The 20,894-nt window shown below is 38.7% G+C and carries 17 protein-coding genes; 7 read left to right on the forward strand and 10 right to left on the reverse strand.

The window, feature by feature from the left end:
* Positions 1–253 precede the first annotated feature (253 nt).
* Together J2756_RS08410 and J2756_RS08415 are read left to right on the forward strand one after the other, a co-directional pair.
* Entirely contained in the window at positions 254–1,993 is a 1,740-nt protein-coding gene (locus J2756_RS08410; protein WP_281063389.1) for an MFS transporter, read from the forward strand.
* Positions 1,994–2,446: 453 nt separating this feature from the next.
* On the forward strand, positions 2,447–4,732 hold the full coding sequence (locus tag J2756_RS08415; protein WP_342593125.1) for a CDC48 family AAA ATPase: 2,286 nt from the start codon (positions 2,447–2,449) through the stop codon (positions 4,730–4,732).
* 112 nt (positions 4,733–4,844) lie between these two features.
* Here J2756_RS08415 and J2756_RS08420 read toward each other — a convergent pair whose 3' ends face one another.
* Positions 4,845–5,660 carry a TrmB family transcriptional regulator gene (locus J2756_RS08420; RefSeq protein WP_209584593.1) on the reverse strand — a complete coding sequence of 272 codons (816 nt, stop codon included), beginning with the start codon at positions 5,658–5,660 and terminating at the stop codon, positions 4,845–4,847.
* 419 nt (positions 5,661–6,079) lie between these two features.
* On the opposite strand from J2756_RS08420, the gene J2756_RS08425 reads away from it, so the two are divergent.
* Complete coding sequence (locus tag J2756_RS08425; protein ID WP_281063390.1) at positions 6,080–7,447, forward strand: MFS transporter; 1,368 nt, start codon at positions 6,080–6,082, stop codon at positions 7,445–7,447.
* A 310-nt stretch (positions 7,448–7,757) separates the two neighbouring features.
* On the opposite strand, the gene J2756_RS08430 is transcribed toward J2756_RS08425, so the two are convergent.
* Both J2756_RS08430 and J2756_RS08435 read right to left on the reverse strand, forming a co-directional pair.
* On the reverse strand, positions 7,758–8,321 hold the full coding sequence (locus tag J2756_RS08430) for a thymidylate kinase (RefSeq protein WP_209584597.1): 564 nt from the start codon (positions 8,319–8,321) through the stop codon (positions 7,758–7,760).
* Positions 8,322–8,975, reverse strand: a complete 654-nt coding sequence (locus J2756_RS08435; protein WP_209584599.1) for a diacylglycerol/polyprenol kinase family protein — start codon at positions 8,973–8,975, stop codon at positions 8,322–8,324.
* A 280-nt stretch (positions 8,976–9,255) separates the two neighbouring features.
* Between J2756_RS08435 and tmk the strand changes: the two genes are divergently transcribed.
* Positions 9,256–9,831: a dTMP kinase gene (gene tmk / locus J2756_RS08440; protein WP_209584601.1), complete on the forward strand. Its 576-nt coding sequence runs from the start codon at positions 9,256–9,258 to the stop codon at positions 9,829–9,831.
* A 115-nt stretch (positions 9,832–9,946) separates the two neighbouring features.
* Positions 9,947–10,303 carry a hypothetical protein gene (locus tag J2756_RS08445; RefSeq protein ID WP_209584603.1) on the forward strand — a complete coding sequence of 119 codons (357 nt, stop codon included), beginning with the start codon at positions 9,947–9,949 and terminating at the stop codon, positions 10,301–10,303.
* A 139-nt stretch (positions 10,304–10,442) separates the two neighbouring features.
* Here the strand turns inward: J2756_RS08445 and J2756_RS11515 are convergent, their stop codons facing one another.
* From J2756_RS11515 to mcm, 5 genes are all read right to left on the reverse strand, one after another.
* Positions 10,443–10,790 carry a hypothetical protein gene (locus J2756_RS11515; protein ID WP_245316002.1) on the reverse strand — a complete coding sequence of 116 codons (348 nt, stop codon included), beginning with the start codon at positions 10,788–10,790 and terminating at the stop codon, positions 10,443–10,445.
* Positions 10,791–10,832: 42 nt separating this feature from the next.
* On the reverse strand, positions 10,833–11,795 hold the full coding sequence (locus tag J2756_RS08455) for a tyrosine--tRNA ligase (protein WP_209584605.1): 963 nt from the start codon (positions 11,793–11,795) through the stop codon (positions 10,833–10,835).
* Between the two features lie 184 nt (positions 11,796–11,979).
* Positions 11,980–13,032, reverse strand: coding sequence for a 60S ribosomal export protein NMD3 (locus J2756_RS08460; protein WP_245316003.1), 1,053 nt, complete (start codon positions 13,030–13,032; stop codon positions 11,980–11,982).
* Positions 13,033–13,129: 97 nt separating this feature from the next.
* Positions 13,130–13,540 carry a translation initiation factor IF-2 subunit beta gene (locus tag J2756_RS08465; protein ID WP_209584607.1) on the reverse strand — a complete coding sequence of 137 codons (411 nt, stop codon included), beginning with the start codon at positions 13,538–13,540 and terminating at the stop codon, positions 13,130–13,132.
* Positions 13,541–13,677: 137 nt separating this feature from the next.
* Positions 13,678–15,678, reverse strand: a complete 2,001-nt coding sequence (gene mcm, locus J2756_RS08470) for a minichromosome maintenance protein MCM (RefSeq protein WP_209584609.1) — start codon at positions 15,676–15,678, stop codon at positions 13,678–13,680.
* A 493-nt stretch (positions 15,679–16,171) separates the two neighbouring features.
* Here mcm and J2756_RS08475 point away from each other — a divergent pair, with 493 nt between their 5' ends.
* Entirely contained in the window at positions 16,172–16,606 is a 435-nt protein-coding gene (locus J2756_RS08475) for a hypothetical protein (RefSeq protein WP_209584611.1), read from the forward strand.
* Between the two features lie 201 nt (positions 16,607–16,807).
* Here J2756_RS08475 and J2756_RS08480 read toward each other — a convergent pair whose 3' ends face one another.
* Together J2756_RS08480 and J2756_RS08485 are read right to left on the reverse strand one after the other, a co-directional pair.
* Positions 16,808–17,425 carry an RlmE family RNA methyltransferase gene (locus J2756_RS08480; RefSeq protein WP_209584613.1) on the reverse strand — a complete coding sequence of 206 codons (618 nt, stop codon included), beginning with the start codon at positions 17,423–17,425 and terminating at the stop codon, positions 16,808–16,810.
* Between the two features lie 236 nt (positions 17,426–17,661).
* Positions 17,662–18,195 carry a metallophosphoesterase gene (locus J2756_RS08485; protein ID WP_209584614.1) on the reverse strand — a complete coding sequence of 178 codons (534 nt, stop codon included), beginning with the start codon at positions 18,193–18,195 and terminating at the stop codon, positions 17,662–17,664.
* Positions 18,196–18,611: 416 nt separating this feature from the next.
* On the opposite strand from J2756_RS08485, the gene topA reads away from it, so the two are divergent.
* A complete protein-coding gene (gene topA / locus J2756_RS08490) occupies positions 18,612–20,759 on the forward strand; it encodes a DNA topoisomerase I (RefSeq protein ID WP_209584616.1) in 2,148 nt (715 codons plus the stop codon).
* Positions 20,760–20,894: the final 135 nt, after the last annotated feature.

A 20,894-nucleotide genomic window follows, 5' to 3' on the forward strand; every position in this document is an offset into this window, starting at 1 on the left:
GGATAAACGATAGAATAGAATTTTTGCATGCAATATACCCGATCCAAAAAACTCAAAGATGTGTTGGATGTGCGTGTTACCTCAGATTTTTTGTTAAAATTCGTTTTTAATGTAATTTGTACTTCATTTGTATTTCTATTTTAAAATTTCAATTTTAAGTATAAATGTATAAGTACAACTGTACTTTAAAACCTTCAAAAAATCTTAAAAACAAATTTAAAACTTTATTTTGATAATTAGAGGTGATGAAGACTTGAGTGTAACTGTTAACAGTCAGAAAAAGAAAAGAAATTGGGGACTTGACTACAAATGGATAGCCCTACTAAACGTTATTATAGCAGCACTGATGGGAAGTATAAACGGTAGTATAACCTTGATCTCCCTTCCTGCAATCTTCAATGGAATTCACATAGACCCAATGACGTCTTTTCAGTACCTTCTATGGATACTCATGGGATATGGTTTGGTAACAGCCACACTTCTTTTGAGTTTTGGAAGGCTTTCAGATATTTACGGAAGGGTGAAGCTCTTCAGACTTGGATTTTTGATTTTCACAGTAGGATCCATACTTCTCTACCTGACCCCGTCAACTGGGGATGCAGGTGCTATAGAGATCATAGCTTTCAGGATACTTCAGGCAATTGGAAGTGCCATGTTCATGGCAAACAGTTCTGCAATACTCACGGATGCATTTCCCCCAAATGAGCGTGGAAGAGCCCTGGGTATTCATATGGTGGCCTTCATGTCAGGTCAATTCATAGGACTCATACTTGGAGGTGTTCTCGCAGTATACGATTGGAGATTTGTCTTCCTTGTAAGCGTGCCATTTGCAGTTATTGGAACGGCATTGTCAACGTTTAAACTCAAAGAAACGTCTATAAGATCACCAGATGCTAAACTCGATATTTGGGGAAACCTAACCTTTATACTGGGAATAACACTTCTCCTTGTGGGTGTAACCTACGGGTTAATGCCCTACGGAAGCGACCCAATGGGCTGGAATAACCCATGGGTTGCAGCATCAATGATACTTGGACTTGTATTCATGGCGTTATTCTTGTGGGTTGAAACCAAAGTTGAAGCACCCATGTTCCGGCTGGACCTTTTCAAGGTTAAAATGTTCACCTACGCAAATACTGCCGGACTCCTGAACTCCCTGGGGCGTGGAGGAATGATGTTCATGCTCATACTTCTGCTTCAGGGTATCTGGCTGCCCCTTCACGGTTACAGCTATGAATCAACACCATTCTGGGCAGGAATATATATGTTGCCCCTTACAATTGGTGTTATAATTATGGGACCTATTGCAGGCTGGCTTTCAGATAAATACGGCCCAAGGTGGATTGCAACTGGGGGTATGATTATCAATACAGTTGCATTTCTGGTGCTCGCATCCCTCCCATACAACTTCAACTACCTTGAATTTGGATTAACCCTGTTCATGATGGGTCTTGGTAGTGGAATGTTCTCATCACCAAACAGTGCATCCATAATGAACTCTGTACCTGCCCAGGAGCGTGGAGTAGCATCTGGAATGATGATGACCATGATGAACACGGCCTTCACAGCAAGTATGGCAATATTCTTCACCATAGTTATTGTGGGAATAACACAGCGTTTCCCAGGTGCAGTGACATCCTCACTTGCAAGTATAGGGGCAGTACAGCTTGCACCCGTACTCTCAAACATCCCACCAACAGGAGCACTGTTCTCAGCATTCCTTGGATACAATCCTGTCAGCACCATACTCGCAGGATTACCTGCAAGCTTCTCTGCAGCAATACCCCACCACACGCTGACAACACTCACAGGCACAACATGGTTCCCCTCAACCCTTGCAGGAGCATTCATGCCAGCACTCCAGATGTCCTTTTACATAGGAGCTGTATTCACAGCCATAGCGGCGATACTATCTGCTTTAAGGGGTGAAACCTATGTCCATGAGCTTGAAGTGCTGAAGGACACGAGATCAAAATTAGGGGAAGAAGATTAGAAGTGTAATATGCAAGTAGAAGTGTAATATGTAATTAGAAGTGCAATATGCAAACACAAGGATTGGAATTAGAAAGTTATTAGGAAAAGTTAAAACTTAATGGTTTTTCCTCTTCTTAAACTTCTTATCTTCCATTTTTCATTATCTTGTTACAGTGGGGATATGAAAAAATATTTTAAATTAATTTTCTTTTTAAATCAATTCTCTTACAATTTTAATGAATTAATTCAAATAATCCCTGTTTAAACTTATATAAAATTAATATAACTCTTTTTAATAAAATAAAAGTTATTTTAGGGTTTTTAGGACTAAACTAAATTAATTTTGAACGTTTTTTGTGTTAGTGGCCTTTCAGGACGGAATTTTAATTCATTTCACAAAATTTTATACTCCTTTATGCACATATTTAATAACAGCACTCTTTTTTTTATTCATAATTATGGGGGGATTTTAGTGCCTGAAAACGGGGAACTTGAGTTAAAAGTTGCCGAAGCATTACAGCAAGATGTTGGGAAAGGCATTGTGAGGATTGATAAAAGTTTACTCGGTAAAATTGGTTCTGCACCTGGAGATCTTGTTGAAATAAATGGCAAAAGAGTAACCGGAGCCATAGTTGGAGAAGCCTACCCTACAGATGTTGGCCTTGAAATAGTAAGGATGGATGGTCTTACAAGGTCAAATGCAGGAACATCCATAAGTGAAATGGTAACAATAAGAAAACCTGAGCTTAAGGAAGCAAAAAAAGTTGTTCTCGCTCCTGCGGTAAAGGGCATACGCATAATGGCCCCTGGAGACATGCTCAAGAAAAATCTCATTGGGAGGGCTGTTTCCCAGGGCGATATTTTAACATTGGTATCGCCCAGAAGAACAAGGGAAACCTACAGGGAATTTCCAAGTGCTGAAAGCATATTCAGCGAGTTTTTTGAGGCATCAACACCATTTTCCCTTGGAGAAATCAAATTTGCCGTAGTATCAACCAGCCCTGCAGGTATCGTGCAGATCACTGAAATCACTGAAATTGATGTTAAACCCGAGGCTGTGAAGATCACTGAAAAAAAGGTGCCAGACGTTACATATGAAGATGTAGGGGGGCTGAAAGGAGAAATCTCAAGGGTGAGAGAGATGGTAGAGCTTCCACTTCGCCATCCTGAGATATTTGACAGACTCGGTATTGACCCGCCTAAGGGTGTTCTTTTACATGGTCCTCCAGGTACAGGAAAAACCCTTCTTGCCAAGGCCCTGGCCAATGAGAGTGATGCCAATTTTATGGCAATAAATGGTCCCGAAATTATGAGTAAATATGTCGGTGAAGCTGAAGAGAGGATAAGGGACTTTTTCGAGGAAGCTGAGGACAATGCACCCTCCATAATATTCATAGATGAGATCGATGCCATAGCACCCAGGAGAGAAGAAGTCACAGGAGAAGTGGAAAGGAGGGTTGTAGCCCAGATACTGTCCCTGATGGATGGACTGAAAGAGAGGGGTAAAGTTATAGTTGTAGGTGCAACCAACCGCCCAGATGCCCTGGATCCAGCACTCAGACGGCCTGGAAGATTTGACAGGGAAATAGGGTTGCGCGTTCCAGACAAGGATGGCAGGTGTGAGATACTCCAGATCCACACCAGGGGCATGCCCCTTGCAGATGATGTTCACCTCAATGAATTTTCTGAAATTACACATGGATTTGTTGGGGCAGATCTAGCTGCTCTCTGCCGTGAAGCGGCCATGAACGCACTTCGAAGGGTACTGCCAGATATAGACCTTGAAGAACAGGCAATTCCCAAGGAAATCCTGGATAAACTCTTCGTCACCAGGGATGATTTTCTTGATGCCCTGAAATTCATAAACCCTTCAGCACTTCGTGAAGTTTTCATAGAAGTTCCAAATGTCCACTGGAAAGATATTGGTGGATTGAATGAGTTGAAACAGTCCCTTAAAGAAGTTGTGGAGTGGCCCCTGAAATATCCAGATGCCTTCAAAACCATTGGAATTGAACCCCCCAAGGGAATACTTCTATTCGGGCCTCCGGGCACAGGTAAAACCATGTTATCCAAAGCTGTGGCCACGGAGTCTAAGGCCAACTTCATCAGTGTCAAAGGATCAGAGGTGCTCAGTAAATGGTTCGGAGAATCAGAGAGAAAGATATCTGAGATATTCAACAAGGCCAAACAGGCATCACCTTGCATAGTATTCTTTGATGAACTGGACGCCCTAGCTGCCATGAGGGGCACAGGAATGGGGGAGCCCCGTGTGGTTGAACGTATGGTGAACACACTACTCTCTGAAATGGACGGATTAGAAGAATTGAAGGGCGTTGTTGTTTTAGGTGCAACTAACCGGCCTGATTTGCTTGATTCAGCACTACTGCGACCTGGAAGGTTTGATGAAATAATTCTGGTACCCCCACCAGATGAAAGTTCCAGGCTGGAAATATTTAAGGTGCATACTGAGGGAATGTCTCTTGATAGTGATGTGAACCTAAAAGAATTGGCTAAAAAGACAGAGGGTTACTCAGGAGCTGACATATCTGCCGTGTGCAGGAAGGCAGGTATGCTCGCACTTCATTATAACATAGAAAGCAAGGAAGTTTCTCCAAAGCACTTCAAGGAGGCTATGGAAAAGATAGGACCATCAATAACATCAGAACTTATGAGGCACTATGAAAACATAACCCAGAAACTTGAAAGGGGCCTGGAGCCAAGGAGAGGAAGGGAAGAGTTCCCAAGGGAAGTAGCTTGAATAGGCAACTTTTCTATTTTTATTTCTTACTTTTTGATGTTTAAATTAATACATAATGAGTAATCCTATCATAATTGGGGTGGGTGTGTTTTCATATTTATCGGGATTATTTTCATGATAACTGGTTTGTAATGTCACTGAGCCCAATTTTCATAAGTATCGTCATTGCCTTATTTTTTGTATTGATGGCTGTGAGTGAGTCTGTAGACATGGGAGGCATGTATAATACTTCTTCATCATCTATGGCCAACATTATCATATTTCTGTATTCAACCATTAACAAAGCTTCTTTATATATTTCGAATTGTTTTTGATCTTTTGTTTTAGATGATGCAATGATGTTAATCATATCTTCTTCATTTACAACCTGAAAATTGCCTTTTTTGTCTTTAAAGTGTTCTTTTAATGTTTCAAAGGAGGGCGTCTCTGAGAATAGGACTATGTCCAGTTTTAAATTTGTATCTGCATTTTCAAGATATTTAATGTATTTGGGGGATGATATCATGAATATGCTCTCTTTAGCATTTTGAATCATGTCTTTAATTTTATAATTTATGCTTTCTCCATTGAAAACCTTCCATAATGCCTCAGAAGATTTGGGAACAAATTTTTCTTTATCCATAATTGAAAAAATCTTTTTTGCTTTTTCTTTTGCATCAATATGTGTTTTTAATAAAACTTCCAATCCTATATCTGGAGGTAATGCTTGATATGCCATGGGTCTGGTATTGATTAAAGACACAAGCCCTTTTTCTTCTAGAAGACGAAGACTTTCGTATGTATTTGGTTTTGATAGCCCTAAAAATTCTATAAGCGTTTTGACTTCGGAATTATTCATCATTGCGAGGGTTATGTATATTTTTGCCTCAGATTCAAGAAGTCCGAGGTCCATCAATGATTTAATAAGTTCCTGAGGAATTTCATTCATATAATATCTCCGGCTTTTTGTTGTTAGATAATGAATTACTGTATAAAATTTTGTATGTGCTGTGATATTTAAAGTTATTAGTTGTTATATGTATAACAACTAATTCCAAAAAATATAAATACCAAAAGATATTACCTTTGTTGTAATGTATTTAACAACTAATCAAATTGTTATTTTGGAAGATTAAAATACAATTAAATTTCAAAATTAAGTTTTTTCTGAGAATTTAAAAAGCATTCAATGGTTTTAATTGATTTATTTTTCACTGTTCATATTATAATGGTGATTAAAGGGGAAAAATCAATATGCCTAAACTCTCGGGCTTTAATTTTGTCAAAAAGATGGAGATAAAAATGAGCGAAAATATTAACGAAATGATAGAGAATAAAAAAGGTCTCGGGTCATCCACAATTTATGTGATGATAGTCCTGGCTTTAGGTGTATTCATGACAGCCATGGATGCCTATATATTCGTGCCTGCACTACCAACTATAATTGCAGACCTGCACACCTCCTTTAATTGGGCAACATGGACCCTAACAACCTACATGTTGTTTATGACCGCAATCATGGCACTGGCAGGGAAATTATCTGATGTATTCGGCCGGAAAAAATTATATATCATTGGTGTGGCCACCTTTGTCATTGGGTCAATTACAGCCAGCTTGTCCTGGGACATATATTCATTAATAGCTTCCATGGGTTTACAGGGTATCGGTGCTGGTATTGTTCTGCCTTCGGCATTATCAAGTATGAATGATTCTGCCCCTGAAAATCAAAGAGGAAAAACAATGGGTATGCTCATGGCAATGTCATCCATTGCCACCATAGTAGGGCCAAACATAGGCGGCTTCTTAATCCAAAATTTTGGTTGGAGAACCGTATTCTATATCAACATTCCCCTAGGAATCATGGCAATCATCCTAGCTTTCAAGTTCAAAGAAACCTATGGAGATCAAGATCAACATATTGACTACATTGGATCAGCACTACTTGTAGGAACAATAGCCTCACTCTTGCTAGGTATTATAGGGCTGGAAAGCGCACCGTTTACAGATGTAACTGTGTTCCCACTACTTATAGCTGCTGCGGTCCTATTCGTTGCACTCATTACATACGAAAAACGTGTAACAGAACCAATACTAGATATAGCTATGTTAAAAAAGCCTAAAATCTTATCACTCAACTTTGCAATTCTGTTATCAGGGATTGGTACCTTTATGGCATTTACATACGTACCAACGTTCGCCCAGACTGTACTAAATCTGAATGTACAGGACAGTGGTACTGTGTTGACCCCACTTTCTGTAGCAGTATGTATAACAGCAATACTAGGCGGATTCCTTTTAGATAAATTTGGATCTAAACGCATGCTCCTGTTAGGATCACCCCTCCTAATCGCAGGACTCTTCGGCTTGACATACTACGTCACGGATTCAACAGGTCTGGTAATCTGCTTAGCAATAATAGGAGTGGGTGTGGGTTTCACTTGGAGTGCATTCCAGCTTCTTATGATGTCTTTCATGCCCAAAGAAGAAGAAGCAACAGGTGTTGGAATATTAAATACTTTTAAAGGTGTTGGTTCTACAGTTGCGCCAGTAATTGGGGCCTGCTTTTTAGTCAATGCCGCCAGTGGAATGGGTAATTTAAGCCAATCATTTTCTAATTTATTCCTATTCGGAGCATTAACCTCAATAATTGCTTTAGTATTGGTGATTATTGTGATAATAAATGATAAGGTAGACCCAACCAATTTAGGGGAATCTGAAGTTGTAAATGGAAAATAGAGTTCTAATTGATAAAAATAGGCACGTAGAAATCATAATAAGTATGATGGAATTATTTAATGTATTAACTTAAACATCAAAACTCAAACATGATTTCTGCAGAGCCAGTTTTTTAAGGGTTTCAAGACTTTTTTCTAGATTATCTGTTACTTTATTAAATTTAAAAAAATCTTAGTTTTTAAAAAAATTAGTTCAATATATATCTTATGTTATTATCATAAGTTTAAAATTTCTTTTAATTTAAATATGAAACCTCAGTAGGAACTAATTAACATATAATAATTCAATTAAAAAGTTTTCAAGCTTATTTTTAACCATCCAACCTATCCAGCACCTTATTGATCTTTTCCTGAACCTCTTCAATGGTTCCAGAAGTATCTATAATATTCCAGTCCTTTGTAAGTGAAAGGGCTTTTCTTCGGACCTTCATGAGATCCTCCAGGTTTTCGAACATCTCCTCTGCATCCCTGTCCTCCATCCTGTGCAGGGATTCTTCAGGTGTGAGATCCAGGAAGAACATGTACTTGGATGTGGGGAGGAAGGCTGTTAAAACCCAGTAAAGAATCTTTGCAAGGGGTAACGGTAGATAAGCAACTCCCATAAGGTACCTAACAAATATTAGGGTTTCAACTCCGCCGTAACCTGTTTGCACAGAACTTATAACGTCGAGAGCATAGTAAAGGGAGGCCTTGGTTTTATTCCATTTTCCCCTTCCAAGAAGGGCTTTTTTAGTTTTTTCACCGTATTTAGTGTTATCTGAAGGGTGGCTTCTTAGCACAACTTTCTGACCCTTTTCAAGGTACCTATTCCGGATAAGCTTGGCATGGGTTGTTTTTCCAGAACCGTCAAGTCCATCCACAACTATGAAACGCATTCAGATCACCCCGAGAAGCAGGTAAACACCAACTGCAGAGAAGCAGGCTGTGAGGTTGTCAAGTCCCTTGGGTGTTATTCCCTCAAAAACTGTTGCAGTAAATGCAACGGCCGCAACAACCATGATGTTTAAAGGCATGCTGTAGTAAAGCAGAACAACTGAAAGCATTACCATCAGCACAAGGAACATTGCAATGGATCCCTCATAGCTCTTTTCATCACCGCAAACATTGTACTTATGTTTTCCAATTTTCCCACCAACCAGTGACGCCACACCATCACCGTAGGACATTGCAGCTATACCCACAGCCACGATCCAGGGTTGTCCAAAGAATATGTATGCAAGAACTGTCCAGGATATGGCGTAGTAAACAAGGCCCATGCCATGACCTGAATTTGAAACCCTGTTTTTCAGTTTTATTGGGGAGTGGGGGCTTATAAGAAATGTTAGAACTATGAATGGGGCTGCAGCAAGAAACGTGATTACATCACGGCTTGTGAAGAGTGGTAATATGAAGAGTATGTTTCCAACCATGATGTGGAGGAATTTTCTGCTGAAGCTCGGATATCTGCGTAGTACCTTCTCTGATATTAAGAGTAAAATGGCTACGTAGCCGTATACAAATAATAAGCCAATTATGTCACTTGCCACCATAAGCTTTAGTAGTTACTTTAGGTATAAGAGTATTTGGGTTTTTATCCATGCAGGAATGGACATATACACCTTTTACTAGTCAATCCCAGTTTCCGAATTTTCATCCCAATCTTTTTAAATTGAAGAATTGATATACAAACTTAAAGTTTTGGATACTGGAATTTTTAAAATCAATACTTAAAACCTAATAAATTCATTCAAACATTAAAACCTAACACTTCATTCAAATATTTAAAATATAATAATTCCTAATTAATGACCTTACCTGGAGAATTTCTGTATGTACATGTGCCTTGAAGGAATAGATGGATCAGGAAAATCAACTCAAACAGCCCTCCTTGAGAAATGGCTTCAAAACTGCGGACTCCAGGTCTTCAGAATATTTGAACCCACGGATTCAAAGGTAGGTCTGCTCATAAGAGAGATGCTTCAGGACCCTGGTGCAACAGATGAAAACTTTCAGAGAACACTCGCACTTCTTTTTGCAGCGGACAGAACCATACTCATGGAGAAAATAGCCCATGCAGAATCTGAAGGTCAGATAGTTGTAAGCGACAGATGCTTCTACTCCAGTATGGTCTACCAGGACGGTGCAGAATGGATAGGGGAGATAAACAGGTTTGTAAGAAAACCAGATGTAACACTGCTTCTGGATCTTGACCCTGAAACAGCCATGACACGGTGCGAGGGCAGTGACAGCTTTGAAGACTTGAATTTTCTCATGAGAACTCGCAGCAGATACTTGGAACTTGCAGAAAAAGAAGGATTTTTCATTTTAAATGCTAATAATGGTATAAATAAGGTTCATGAGGATATAAAACGTGTTATAGCTCCCAAACTGGGCATGTGCATCTGATGGGCCCACCTATTTTTCTGAATTTCAAGAATCATCATATGAAATCCTTAAGTAGGATCTTAAATAGATCATTGACTGTACTTCAACGTGTTGAATCAGTCCATGGGGGTTTTGTATGGATGTGAATAAACTCGTAGAGCAGATAATAGACACAGAAATTGAAAAAATTCCAGGAACCGAAGATAAATGGGAAAAACATATCTACATCAAAGAAAACGTTTTCATAGTGGGTTATAAAGAGAACGAAGGATTCTATGATGATAATGATGATGGAACTCATGTGAAGTCATATTCATGGTACTGGGAACTTAGAAATGCAGATACTTGGGATGTGCTGCATGAGAACCATGATGGTGACTTCACATTCTGCACAGATCCCAAAGAGTGCACATGGAGCGACCAGGACCTCATAGAGGACATAGCTGATGTTGTTGCAGAGGAATCCCTGAGATGGTTTGAACTTGAAAACTAAAAGGAATCTTAATAACTTTTTTCAGATGTATATTCTGTAATTCATAATTCATTTACAAAAATAGCTGTATATAATATTGATGAACCCTACTAAAAAAATACCAATCTTAAAAATGGATCTGGGCTGAAAAACAGAGTTTTCACTGCCCTTCAAAATTCTTTATCCTTTCATTCAGTGAAGCAACTATGGATCTGCTTGCCTCATCAAGCTTCACTATGCTGCCGATAAGCACAGGTCCGAAATCAGTATGTTCCAGTTCCAGTTCGTACTCCGTTATAACATCTGCAAGCTCTTTCTGGTTCACTCCAAGGGGAATTCTCATCCTGGCGTTTTCCTGGCTCAAACTCTCAAGTTTGCCCAGCTCACCCCGTACAATAAGTCCGCCTGCTGTGTAGGCAACCTCAACTTCGTAACTGGCAATAGTTTCTGAAATTTCATCAACAATTATTCCTGGAGGAATTCTCAGTTCGTACTTCTCTTCTCCCATATTATCACCTTCATAATCTTTAAGCTAAATTAATTAGTTCAATTAATCTGATTTAAAGTATTCCCGCACAGGTTTGAGAACTTCAATCAAACCCTCTGCAACACCATTTTTAAGGTCCAGGGGGTGAAGATCACCTGCACAGTAACGTTCTATAAGTTCGTCATGGCTCAGCTCAAGGTTTCCACCAAATTTCTCTGGTCTTTTAATAAGCAGTGTGTCTTTTTCAGGGAATATGAAGTGTTCAGCTATTTCTATAACTGGGTTATCCTCAACCTGGCCCTGTGGACAGAAGCTTTTCTGTATCTTCTTCTTTATAACTTCAGGTTCATCATCCACAGCTATGAAGTTATCCTTACTAGAGGACATCTTATCGGAACCATCTGTTCCATGAAGAAGAGGGGTGTGTATACATACCGGTGCTTTAATTCCCATTTTAGGCAGGTTTTCCCTTGCAAGCATGTGAATCTTACGCTGCTCCATACCCCCAACTGCAACGTCAGCCTCCAGAAACACCATGTCAATGGCCTGCATAATCGGATAAATAACCTCTGCAACCTTATGATCTTTACTGTCCCGGGTGATCTGTGCCATACTCCTTTTAGCCCTTGCCAAACTTGTTAAAATTGCAAGTTCATATATCTTATGGGTGTACTCCATATTTCTCCCAAACTCAGAGCCTATAATGAATTCAGTGTCATCTGATAATCCCAGTGCCTTGAAACATTCAATGTTGTACTTGGATATTTCTTTTATTTCCTCAATACTTCCCTTTCCATTGAGGTATGCGTGTAGGTCTGCAAGGAGAATTTTAATCTTAAAACCTGCTCTCTGAAGATCTATCATCTTTTTAACGGTGATTGCATGGCCAAGGTGTATTTTACCTGAGGGTTCATAGCCTATGTATGCGGTTGTACTGCCGGTTTCAATTTTTTCCCTGAGCTCTTCTTCTGTTATGACTTCAAGCGTTCCCTTAGTTATCATTTCAATCTTTGAATCTACGTCCATATTTATCACCGAAAAATAAATTGCAAGTTGTATCTTTTAATTACAAATCAAGATAATCATTTTATAAGTATTCTGTTTTTTCTGCATTTAATTCAATATGTAACTTCCATTTCAACATTTAAACTAAAATTATTATTAAATTTATAATCTTAAAATTTATAATCCACTTTTGTTGTGTTTCTATTTAGTTGAGGATGTAAAGTTTTCCATTTATCTCAACAACATCCACTTCTACCCCAATTTCAAGGTCTGAAATTCCTTCATTGAGATCAATATCCACGGGCTCATAGGTTTCAGGGTGGAGTATCTGAATGGATCTTGGAGTTTTAGATGTGACTGTTGTTTTTTTAACCTCATCTTTTCCTGCAAGTAACTCAATTTTAGCATAATCCCTCCAGGTTATGGATGAGGTTTTATGAGAGTCAAAATCCTTCAAAAATATTTTCTTACCATCAAAACCTGAAACTCTGCCCACATGGGAACCGTGACCTATAAAATCACCCTTCTGGAAGGCTGCAAGGCGCAGAGATATCCATATTCTGTAGAGATCCTTTCCTGTGGACTTGTTTCTTCCAGCGATCTTCGGGGATTCCTTCACAACTCCACCGAACACATCTTTAAGGGCATTTGTAATGCTTCGGGCTGCCTTGTAGGAGCCAACGTAGTAATCCACTCCCTCTTTCAGTTTCATAACCTCTGCTATGTAAGCCATCCGGTTTTTCTCTGAAAGTTTACGGGTTCTTTTTTTAACGATTTCATCAATGTCATGGATCTCCTCACGAGTTAAAACCCTTTTATCTGCCCTTACTTGAATCACAGATTCGTAGTAACCAGATGCAAACTTACTGCAATCAGGACACATTGTCCTGTTCCTCTTAACTTCAACAGCGTACTCCTCATTGACTTTTTCACCGAAAACATTACCCTCCACATGGATCATGCAGTCAAAGATTGATCCCCTAATTGTAAGGATTTCGGGGGTTACTTCAACGTTTTCTGCAGGTTCGTTGGCATTAATATTTTCAATTAGGGTTTTTTCAACGAGTTCTTCCTCTGATAACTCTGAATCATACCATTTTCCATGTTCCAGGGTTGAATCACAGTGTGCGCAGATTGTGAATTCCATTTCATGGGGTGGATTTGCCATCTGGAATTCTTTTATAAAACAAGATCTACAAAGGCCCTTAAAAAGCTCTTCATCTTCTTTTCCACATTTTGGACAGAACATTTTCATCATTCTAACTCATATATTCAATAAAAAATTCAGATTTAAATCGTGTAAACTTAGATACATCTTAAAATAATAAAATAAAAATAGAAATTCTATTTTCTATTTAAAGTGTTTTTAATGGGGCTTTTGCACCACATGCCTCACATTTCAGGATGAAAATACGGTCTTCCCTTATGATCTTGGTATCTGGCCTGTTGCACTCATGGCACATCACGTATCGTTTAACGTAGTCATCGATCCTGTCATTTATAAGGTAGTGGGTGAATTTTCCCTGCATTATTGCCCTGGAACCTTCTATGTTTCCAGCTGTACCAAGTTCCCTCAGTAGGAACTTTAGAACGTGCTGTGGGTCCCTGTTAAGTGCATCTGCAACTTCCCCAAAGTTCTGTATCATGGTTCTGTTACCCTGGATCACGGAGTAAGCCCGAGGTACTGTGAACCTTTTAGTTTCAAAGACCTTTTCTGGTAGTTGGTCTATTGCCCTGTCTAATAATTCATTGTAATCTTCATCCATATTATCTGACCTCCAAATACATTGATCATGAACTGATCTGATTTTAAATCTATTTTTAATTAGGTAATAAAAGTTTAAATACTTGTAATCGCGCTGTTAATGTTTATAAAAGTATATAAAAAGCAGAGAATTGTTTTTTAGGCAACTTTGTAGTATCCCTGCTGTGGTTCGTAGATAACTCCCTTTCTCTTGAGTACTCGCAGTATTTCATCTGCCTTTTCTTCACTCATATTATATCTATCTGCAAGTTCGCTTATAAGTATGTTCTTGGGTGTTCTTCCACCGTAATCCTCCTCAAGTTCACCTATAACTTCACTCACAGCACGAATCTTATCCCTGTCCGATTTAGGTGTACGGCCTTCAACCTTGTCAATATCCACTTTACCAGTTTCTGGGTCATATCCCACCTGTTTCATACATTTCTGCTGGATGGTTATTGCACGCTTTGCATCAAATTCAGTTACCTCAGCTCCAAGACGTATCCTGGCACTGGCCTCTGAAAGCCTTACAAGAGCCTCAAGCTGACGTGCAGTTATTGGCACAGGTGAATCCTCCTCTACCGCACCACCCCTCATACCAACGTAAAACTCCTGAAGAACTTCACTGGCCTCTGGTGTAAGTTTTGGATGGAAATCCCGCCTTGCATAGGCAATGTACTTCCTCAGAAGTTCAGGTTCTATCTCGAAGGGTATGGAATTGTCCTGATGTATCTTCAGGATGTGTCCTGCAAGTTTGGTGTCCCTTTCAACATCTGGCTTGTCTTCAACAACGAATATTAAATCGAACCTTGAAAGAATAGGTGAAGGTAAATCTATCTGTTCTCCTATTGATTTGTAACGATCGAAACGACCAAATTTAGGGTTTGCAGCTGCAAGCACGGAACAACGGGAGTTCAGTGTTGCCATTATACCCGCCTTTGCAATGGATATTGTCTGCTGTTCCAGGGCCTCATGTATTGCAGAACGGTCCTCAGAACGCATCTTATCCAGTTCGTCAACACAAACGTTACCACGGTCACCAAGAACCAGTGCACCAGCTTCAAGGCTCCAACCGCCAAATTCATCACGCACAGCTGCAGCTGTAAGTCCCACACCACTCGTACCCTTACCACTGGTGTAAATACCTCTTGGGGCAAGTTTTGAAACATATTTGAGCATCTGGGATTTACCAATACCTGGATCTCCCACAATGAGTATGTGTATGTCTCCTCTCAGCCTGGTTTTGTCCTCAAGTTCCTTTGCAGAACCTCCAAATAGCTGGAGTGCAATTGCTTCCTTAACTTCCCTGTAACCCTGTATTGAAGGGGCTGTGGAGCTTATTATCTTGTTGTAAACATCAGGGTCTGCTGCAAGTTCCTTTATCTTTTGTTCATCATCTTCACTTATCTGAAGCTCCTCAAATTCCTGTTCAAGGGGTTCTATGTAGTTTCCGTAGATGTAATTTTTGAAACGCTTGGTTTTATCGTCACGCACAGTTTTCATTGTGCCTGTTATTCTGACTATGTCTCCTGGGGTGAGGGTATCAACCATGTCATCTTCAAGGACAACAGATATCTGTCGTGGTTCTTCACCACCAGAAAGGTTTTCAAGGGGTTCCTGAAGCTTAGTGGTTTGAGTGTCCATGAATTCAGATTCTTCCTGAAGCAGTCTGAAGGATCTGCCTCCGCACTCCTGACAGAGTGCAGGTTCACTTATTAAATTACTTGTCTGAGGCACTTCCTGCAGCCTCATACAGCTCCTGCACTCAAAAAGGGCGTTCATTATTCTGGGTCTGATTTCATCGGTTTTACGAACTATACCGTCCACTGCAACGAACTTTCCAATGAACTTACTTCGGAGGTACTTCAGCTGGATGTTGTTTCGTACGTTCTCAAATCTTATGTTGAGATCAGCATTTTTACCCAGGGGGTCGATGTTTTTTATTGCCTTCTGGGATGCCTTCAGAACTTCCTCTGGTTTTTCAATTAGAAGATCTGCAAGGTCGGGGTCGAACATCTCAAGTTCTGTGTAATCCACAACCACAGATCTCTCATCAGGATACCTTTCAAGGGCTTCAAAGACTGTGTCTTTGTACTTTGCACTGAAAAACTCTTCAAATTTTGATGTTGATGTTTTTGTTTTGTCTGTTGAAGATGTCATTGTTCAAATATACTCCTTCATGTTATAAAAAATATTTATGCTGGGATTAAATGCTCTTAAAATCAATATATTTATATAATCTTAAAGGGCTTTAAAATTTAATTGTAAGACCTAACTATGTTTTTTTTAAATAAGGTTCATGAATTAACAGTATTTTTAGATACTTCATTTGTTTCTTGTAAAATCAATAGAAATATATTATTAGATGTTGTAACACACCCATGATATATTTATGTTGATCCCAATTCATATTACAAATTATTTATATTTGTATTACTTAAATTTTGGCATATATGTAGTATGAATAGGGATACTTGAATACAAAAATTTTTTTACGTCATGTACTAAAATAATTGACTGAACGTAATATCCAGTGTACAATATTAGATTTCAACCATCCAATTGAATCTCTAAAAAATATTTAATACCGGATTTTTATGCCTTATCCAATTCAGAGTAAACACTCCCCAAATTTAATCATAATGGTGATAAAATGAAAAAATCAAGATTAAACTTATTCAAGGTAACCTCCATGAGCATATCTGTCCTGGGAATTCTCATGATAATTGCAACAATTGCAATATTTGCTTACATAGGCATTTCATCCCTTTCATCCACTATTTTCACAGATGTAGACAGTGGATCAGCCTATGACAAGATTGCTGCTTTGAACTCTGACTACTCCACGTTAAGTGCCCAGTACGATAAAACCAAAACCCAAGTGGATAGTTCTGGAAATGAAAACGTAAAAACAGCATACGTGGATGCAAATCTTCAGCTTGTGAAGGCCAAATCTGCAATTACAAATGCTCAAAGTGCGGTTTCTGCAGGTAAATCTGCTGATGAAATCAAGAGTAGAATAAGTACAGCAGAGTCCCAGCTTCAAAGAGCCAAAGAAAGTTTGAGCAAGGTTCAGGCAATGCTTTAAAGGAAGGTCACAATCAGAGGGGGTTTGAATCAGTTAATTGATTAAATCAATGTCAAATCCTATTTGATCCCTATTTTTTTTTAATTTTTCCCTTTAATTTATTTTCCAACCTTTTTCTCTAATTTTTATCTGTTTCATTTTATTTTTTCAATCTTCTTTTAAAATTTTATTTTAATATTTAAAATAAACTCTATGATAAAATCAGGATAAAGACTTTCTGAATCCCTTTGCAACCACATACATCTCAGTGCTGGCTTTACGTGATGATGCAGGTTTGGTTGTTTTAACGATCTTGAACTTTTCCTTTATCTTTTTGAGAATTCTTTCAAATTCTTCCCCCTGGAAAACCTTCATTATAAGGCAGCCGTTCCTTTCTAGGGTGAGGTCACATATTTCAAGCACAGTTTCAGCAAGCTCTGCAGAACGAAGATTGTCAATGTCCTTTATTCCTGAAAGTTTGGGTGATGCATCAGAGAGTACAACCTCAGCATTTCCTTCAAGGGCCTTCCTTATCCTGGTAATGGTTTCATCACTTGTGAAGTCACCCTTTATTCCAATGAAATTCTCATTTTCAAAGGGCCTTATACGCTGGAGATCCACACCCACAACGAACCCACTTTCTCCGATAATTTCAAGGGCAACCTGGGACCATCCACCGGGTGCAGCTCCAAGATCCAGGACGTAACTGCCAGGTCTGATTATTTTAAACTTGTTATTCAATTGTTTGAGTTTATAAGATGCCCTTGATCTGTAATCATTTTTTTTGGCCATCCTGTAGTAATGTTCATTTTTACGTTCAGCATTCCATTTTTTAGTCATAATTCACTTTCCTTTAATTAATTCTAGTATATTTATGGGTTTAAAATATAAATAAGGGGTAAATCTATGGTTAATATTCAATTATGTATTATAAATTTCAATCATTAAACCTGAATCATTGAACTTAAGGAACCCCTAAACATCAAGAAAAATATTCAGTGGGGTTTCAGGTGTTTGTTTAAGCAGTTGAACCTTTAACAACATGATTAAAAGCTTAAGATCTTCCCAACCTTTTTTCAAACCTTTTCCAGATTTCCCTGGAAATTCAGAGATTTACAAATTGGTGCTCCAATCTTAATGATCTCAGTATCGATCTTCTGGTTTTCTATTTCAAGGAGCATTACTGAAGGGTCTGAAAGCCTGGGAACAGTTGGACTTCCAGGGTTTAATAACAAAACACCACCCAAATCCTTTATGAACGACCAATGGGTGTGTCCTGTGATTAAAATCTCAACACCCAGTTCCATGGCTATGTACTTCAACTGTTGGGTATCTCCACGTGGATAAACCTCCCCATGGTTCAAACCTATTTTAAATCCTTCAACTTCCATTACTTCACTTTCAGGAAGTTCCATATGGTACATTCTATCCATGTTTCCTTGAACACATTTCATGGGAGCTATTTCTTTGAGTGCATCAATCACATCAAGGGATACAAGATCTCCAGCATGGAGAATCATATCAACATTTTCAAAGGTTTTAAAAACGGTTTCAGGAATTTCTGATGCTCTTTCAGGTATGTGAGTGTCTGATATAACTCCTATTAACATTTAATCTCCTTCCTACTTTTTTAACAGTTTAATGGTTGTTTTTTTATTTTTATTTTGTATGGCACTCATTTTCACATAGGTTTGAAAAACTATAAAAGTCATGTTCTAAAATATACCATGTCTAATATATTATTGATTCCAATCTTATTATATTTCAATGATAACAGTACAAAAATATAGATAATAAACACTACCCATTCAAGTGGTGTCCTTATGAAATTGAGTACATTATAAACCAGCACATTATAAACCATTATAAATTATCATTATATATTGCAGTATAAATTACAGTATAAATTAATCCAAGAACCTTAACTCACAGTTATTACAATTGATAAATAAAATTTTGATGGATAAACTTAAATAAATTTATTTCATGAACTGTTTGATAAAATAATACTAATAAAAGTGATACTATGCATGAGGTCATAATCTGCGAGAAGCCAAAGGCATCTGAAAAGATATCTGCTGCACTTTCAAAAAATGCAGTAAAAAAAAGTTATAAAAAAGTTCCCTACTACGAATTTGAAGAAAACGGCAAAAAAACAACGGTACTGTCTGCTGTAGGCCACCTTTACTCCCTTTCACCCAAGGACAGAAAACAGAAAAAACTGTTTGATGTTGAGTGGGTGCCCCTCTACGAGAAGGATAAAAAGAAGAAATACGTTAAAAGCTACGTTGATGCCATAAAAAAGTTTTCAAAGGGTGCTGATAGATTTGTGCATGCATGCGATTACGATATAGAGGGAACACTCATTGGATACAATGCCCTTAAGTATGCCTGTGGTGAGAAAAGCTTGGAAAACGCAGTGAGGATGAAATTTTCAACCCTCACAGAGGAGGACCTAATTGAAGCCTATGAAAACCCAATGGAAATAGATTTCAAACAGGTTGACAGTGGTATTACACGTCACGTTCTGGACTTCTTCTTTGGTGTGAACATGTCCAAGTACCTCACAGACTCGGTTATGAAAGCTACAAAACGGTACATACAACTTTCAGCAGGACGTGTTCAAACACCAACCCTTTCAATACTCGTTGACAGGGAAAAGGAGATCAATAAGTTTGTTCCTGTTCCTTACTGGCTTATAAAGGCTGATCTGGATGTTCCTAACGTTGAGGAGATCATAACTGCGGATCATAAGAAGGGCAAGATCATGGAGAAGAAGGATGCAGATGCCATCCTCTCAGAATGTGAAGGTAAAGATGCACTTGTATCCAGTGTGGATCTTAAAAAGACCAACAAAACCCCTCCAGTCCCATTCGATCTGGGTTCCCTACAGTCTGAAGCATATGCAGTTTTTGGATTCAGCCCAAGAAAGACCCAGCAGATAGCTCAGAACCTTTACACTGAAGGATACACTTCATATCCACGTACATCATCCCAGAAACTGCCAAAAAGTATAGGGTACGATAAGATACTCAAGAAGTTGAGTTACAACTCTGCATTTGGAAAACAGATCTCCAAACTCAAAAAACCCTACAAACCCAATGAAGGTAAGAAAAAGGATGAAGCACACCCTGCCATACACCCAACAGGCCTTCTTCCAAAGGAGATCAGCACGGATTACAGGAAGATCTATGAGCTTATAACCTACAGATTCATAAGTGTCTTTGGGGAAAAAGCTGTTTTAGAGACCATGAAGGCCAAATTGGAAATAGGGAAAGAGGAATTTTCATTCAGCAAGAAAAGAATGGCTAAAATGGGATGGCTTGAGCACTACCCCTTCAAGAAAGTTGAAAATGATGAATTCCCTGATATCAGGAATGGGGAAACCCTCAAGGTCAAGGAAGTTCGGGCTGAAGATAAGGAAACCAAACCCCCAGCACGCTACAACCAAGCATCACTCATACGAGAACTTGAAAAGAGGGGTCTCGGAACCAAGTCAACGCGTGCAAACATCATAGACATTCTTTACAATCGAAAATACGTTGAAGGCAAGAAGATAGTTGTCAACGAGCTGGGAGAACACCTCATAGATACTCTTAAAAAGTACTCCAACAAGATCACAAGCGAAGAGCTTACAAGAGAGTTCGAAGAAAAGATGGGAGGAATAATGGAAGGCAACACCAAAAAAGATGAAGTTATCAAAGAGGCAGAGGTGGAAGTTGCATCCATACTTGATGATATTGAGAGTAACAAGCTGAAAATTGGTGAAGAACTCTACGCCGCCTACAGGGAAAGCAGGGTTGTTGGAAAATGTAAGTGCGGTAAGAACCTCATATTGATAGATTCACCTAAGGGTGGCAGTTTCGTGGGATGTTCTGGTTATCCTGACTGTAAATCAACCTACTCCCTTCCAAGGGGTGCCAGCGTATTGAAAACAACCTGTGAAACTTGTGGCCTTCCAATGATATCCTTTGGAAAACCAAGGCAGCGTGCATGCCTAGACCCAAAATGTGGTAAGGATGGGAAAGAACCTACAAACGAGGTTGTTGGCAAATGCCCAGAGTGTGGAAGTGACTTAATAAAGAGATCAGGGCGTTACGGTGAATTTATAGGTTGTTCTGGATTTCCAAAGTGCAGGTTCACCCAGTCCATAGAAAAAGAGGATCAACAATGAGGGAATTAAAGATATAATACTCCAAACTCTTTTTTTTATAGTTTTATTCTATTTCCCTGTTTTTATTTTAATCCAAATTTTATTCTTCTATTTTAAGTTTAATTCATATTTTTTATTTAATATTCATAAAAAGAG

Source organism: Methanobacterium aggregans (assembly GCF_017874455.1).
GTDB lineage: Archaea > Methanobacteriota > Methanobacteria > Methanobacteriales > Methanobacteriaceae > Methanobacterium_C > Methanobacterium_C aggregans.

Bases quoted from the DNA above. Each gene is read 5' to 3' on its own strand.
- J2756_RS08430 (WP_209584597.1), bottom strand. From the start codon at position 8,321: ATGCGTTTCATAGTTGTGGATGGACTTGACGGTTCTGGAAAAACAACC.
- topA (WP_209584616.1), top strand. From the start codon at position 18,612: ATGCATGAGGTCATAATCTGCGAGAAGCCAAAGGCATCTGAAAAGATA.
- J2756_RS11515 (WP_245316002.1), bottom strand. From the start codon at position 10,790: ATGGGAGAAGAGAAGTACGAACTGAGAATTCCTCCAGGAATAATTGTT.
- J2756_RS08465 (WP_209584607.1), bottom strand. From the start codon at position 13,540: ATGGATGAAGATTACAATGAATTATTAGACAGGGCAATAGACCAACTA.
- tmk (WP_209584601.1), top strand. From the start codon at position 9,256: ATGTACATGTGCCTTGAAGGAATAGATGGATCAGGAAAATCAACTCAA.
- mcm (WP_209584609.1), bottom strand. From the start codon at position 15,678: ATGACATCTTCAACAGACAAAACAAAAACATCAACATCAAAATTTGAA.
- J2756_RS08455 (WP_209584605.1), bottom strand. From the start codon at position 11,795: ATGGACGTAGATTCAAAGATTGAAATGATAACTAAGGGAACGCTTGAA.
- J2756_RS08475 (WP_209584611.1), top strand. From the start codon at position 16,172: ATGAAAAAATCAAGATTAAACTTATTCAAGGTAACCTCCATGAGCATA.
- J2756_RS08425 (WP_281063390.1), top strand. From the start codon at position 6,080: ATGATAGTCCTGGCTTTAGGTGTATTCATGACAGCCATGGATGCCTAT.
- J2756_RS08420 (WP_209584593.1), bottom strand. From the start codon at position 5,660: ATGAATGAAATTCCTCAGGAACTTATTAAATCATTGATGGACCTCGGA.
- J2756_RS08435 (WP_209584599.1), bottom strand. From the start codon at position 8,975: ATGGTGGCAAGTGACATAATTGGCTTATTATTTGTATACGGCTACGTA.
- J2756_RS08460 (WP_245316003.1), bottom strand. From the start codon at position 13,032: ATGATGAAAATGTTCTGTCCAAAATGTGGAAAAGAAGATGAAGAGCTT.
- J2756_RS08445 (WP_209584603.1), top strand. From the start codon at position 9,947: ATGGATGTGAATAAACTCGTAGAGCAGATAATAGACACAGAAATTGAA.
- J2756_RS08480 (WP_209584613.1), bottom strand. From the start codon at position 17,425: ATGACTAAAAAATGGAATGCTGAACGTAAAAATGAACATTACTACAGG.
- J2756_RS08485 (WP_209584614.1), bottom strand. From the start codon at position 18,195: ATGTTAATAGGAGTTATATCAGACACTCACATACCTGAAAGAGCATCA.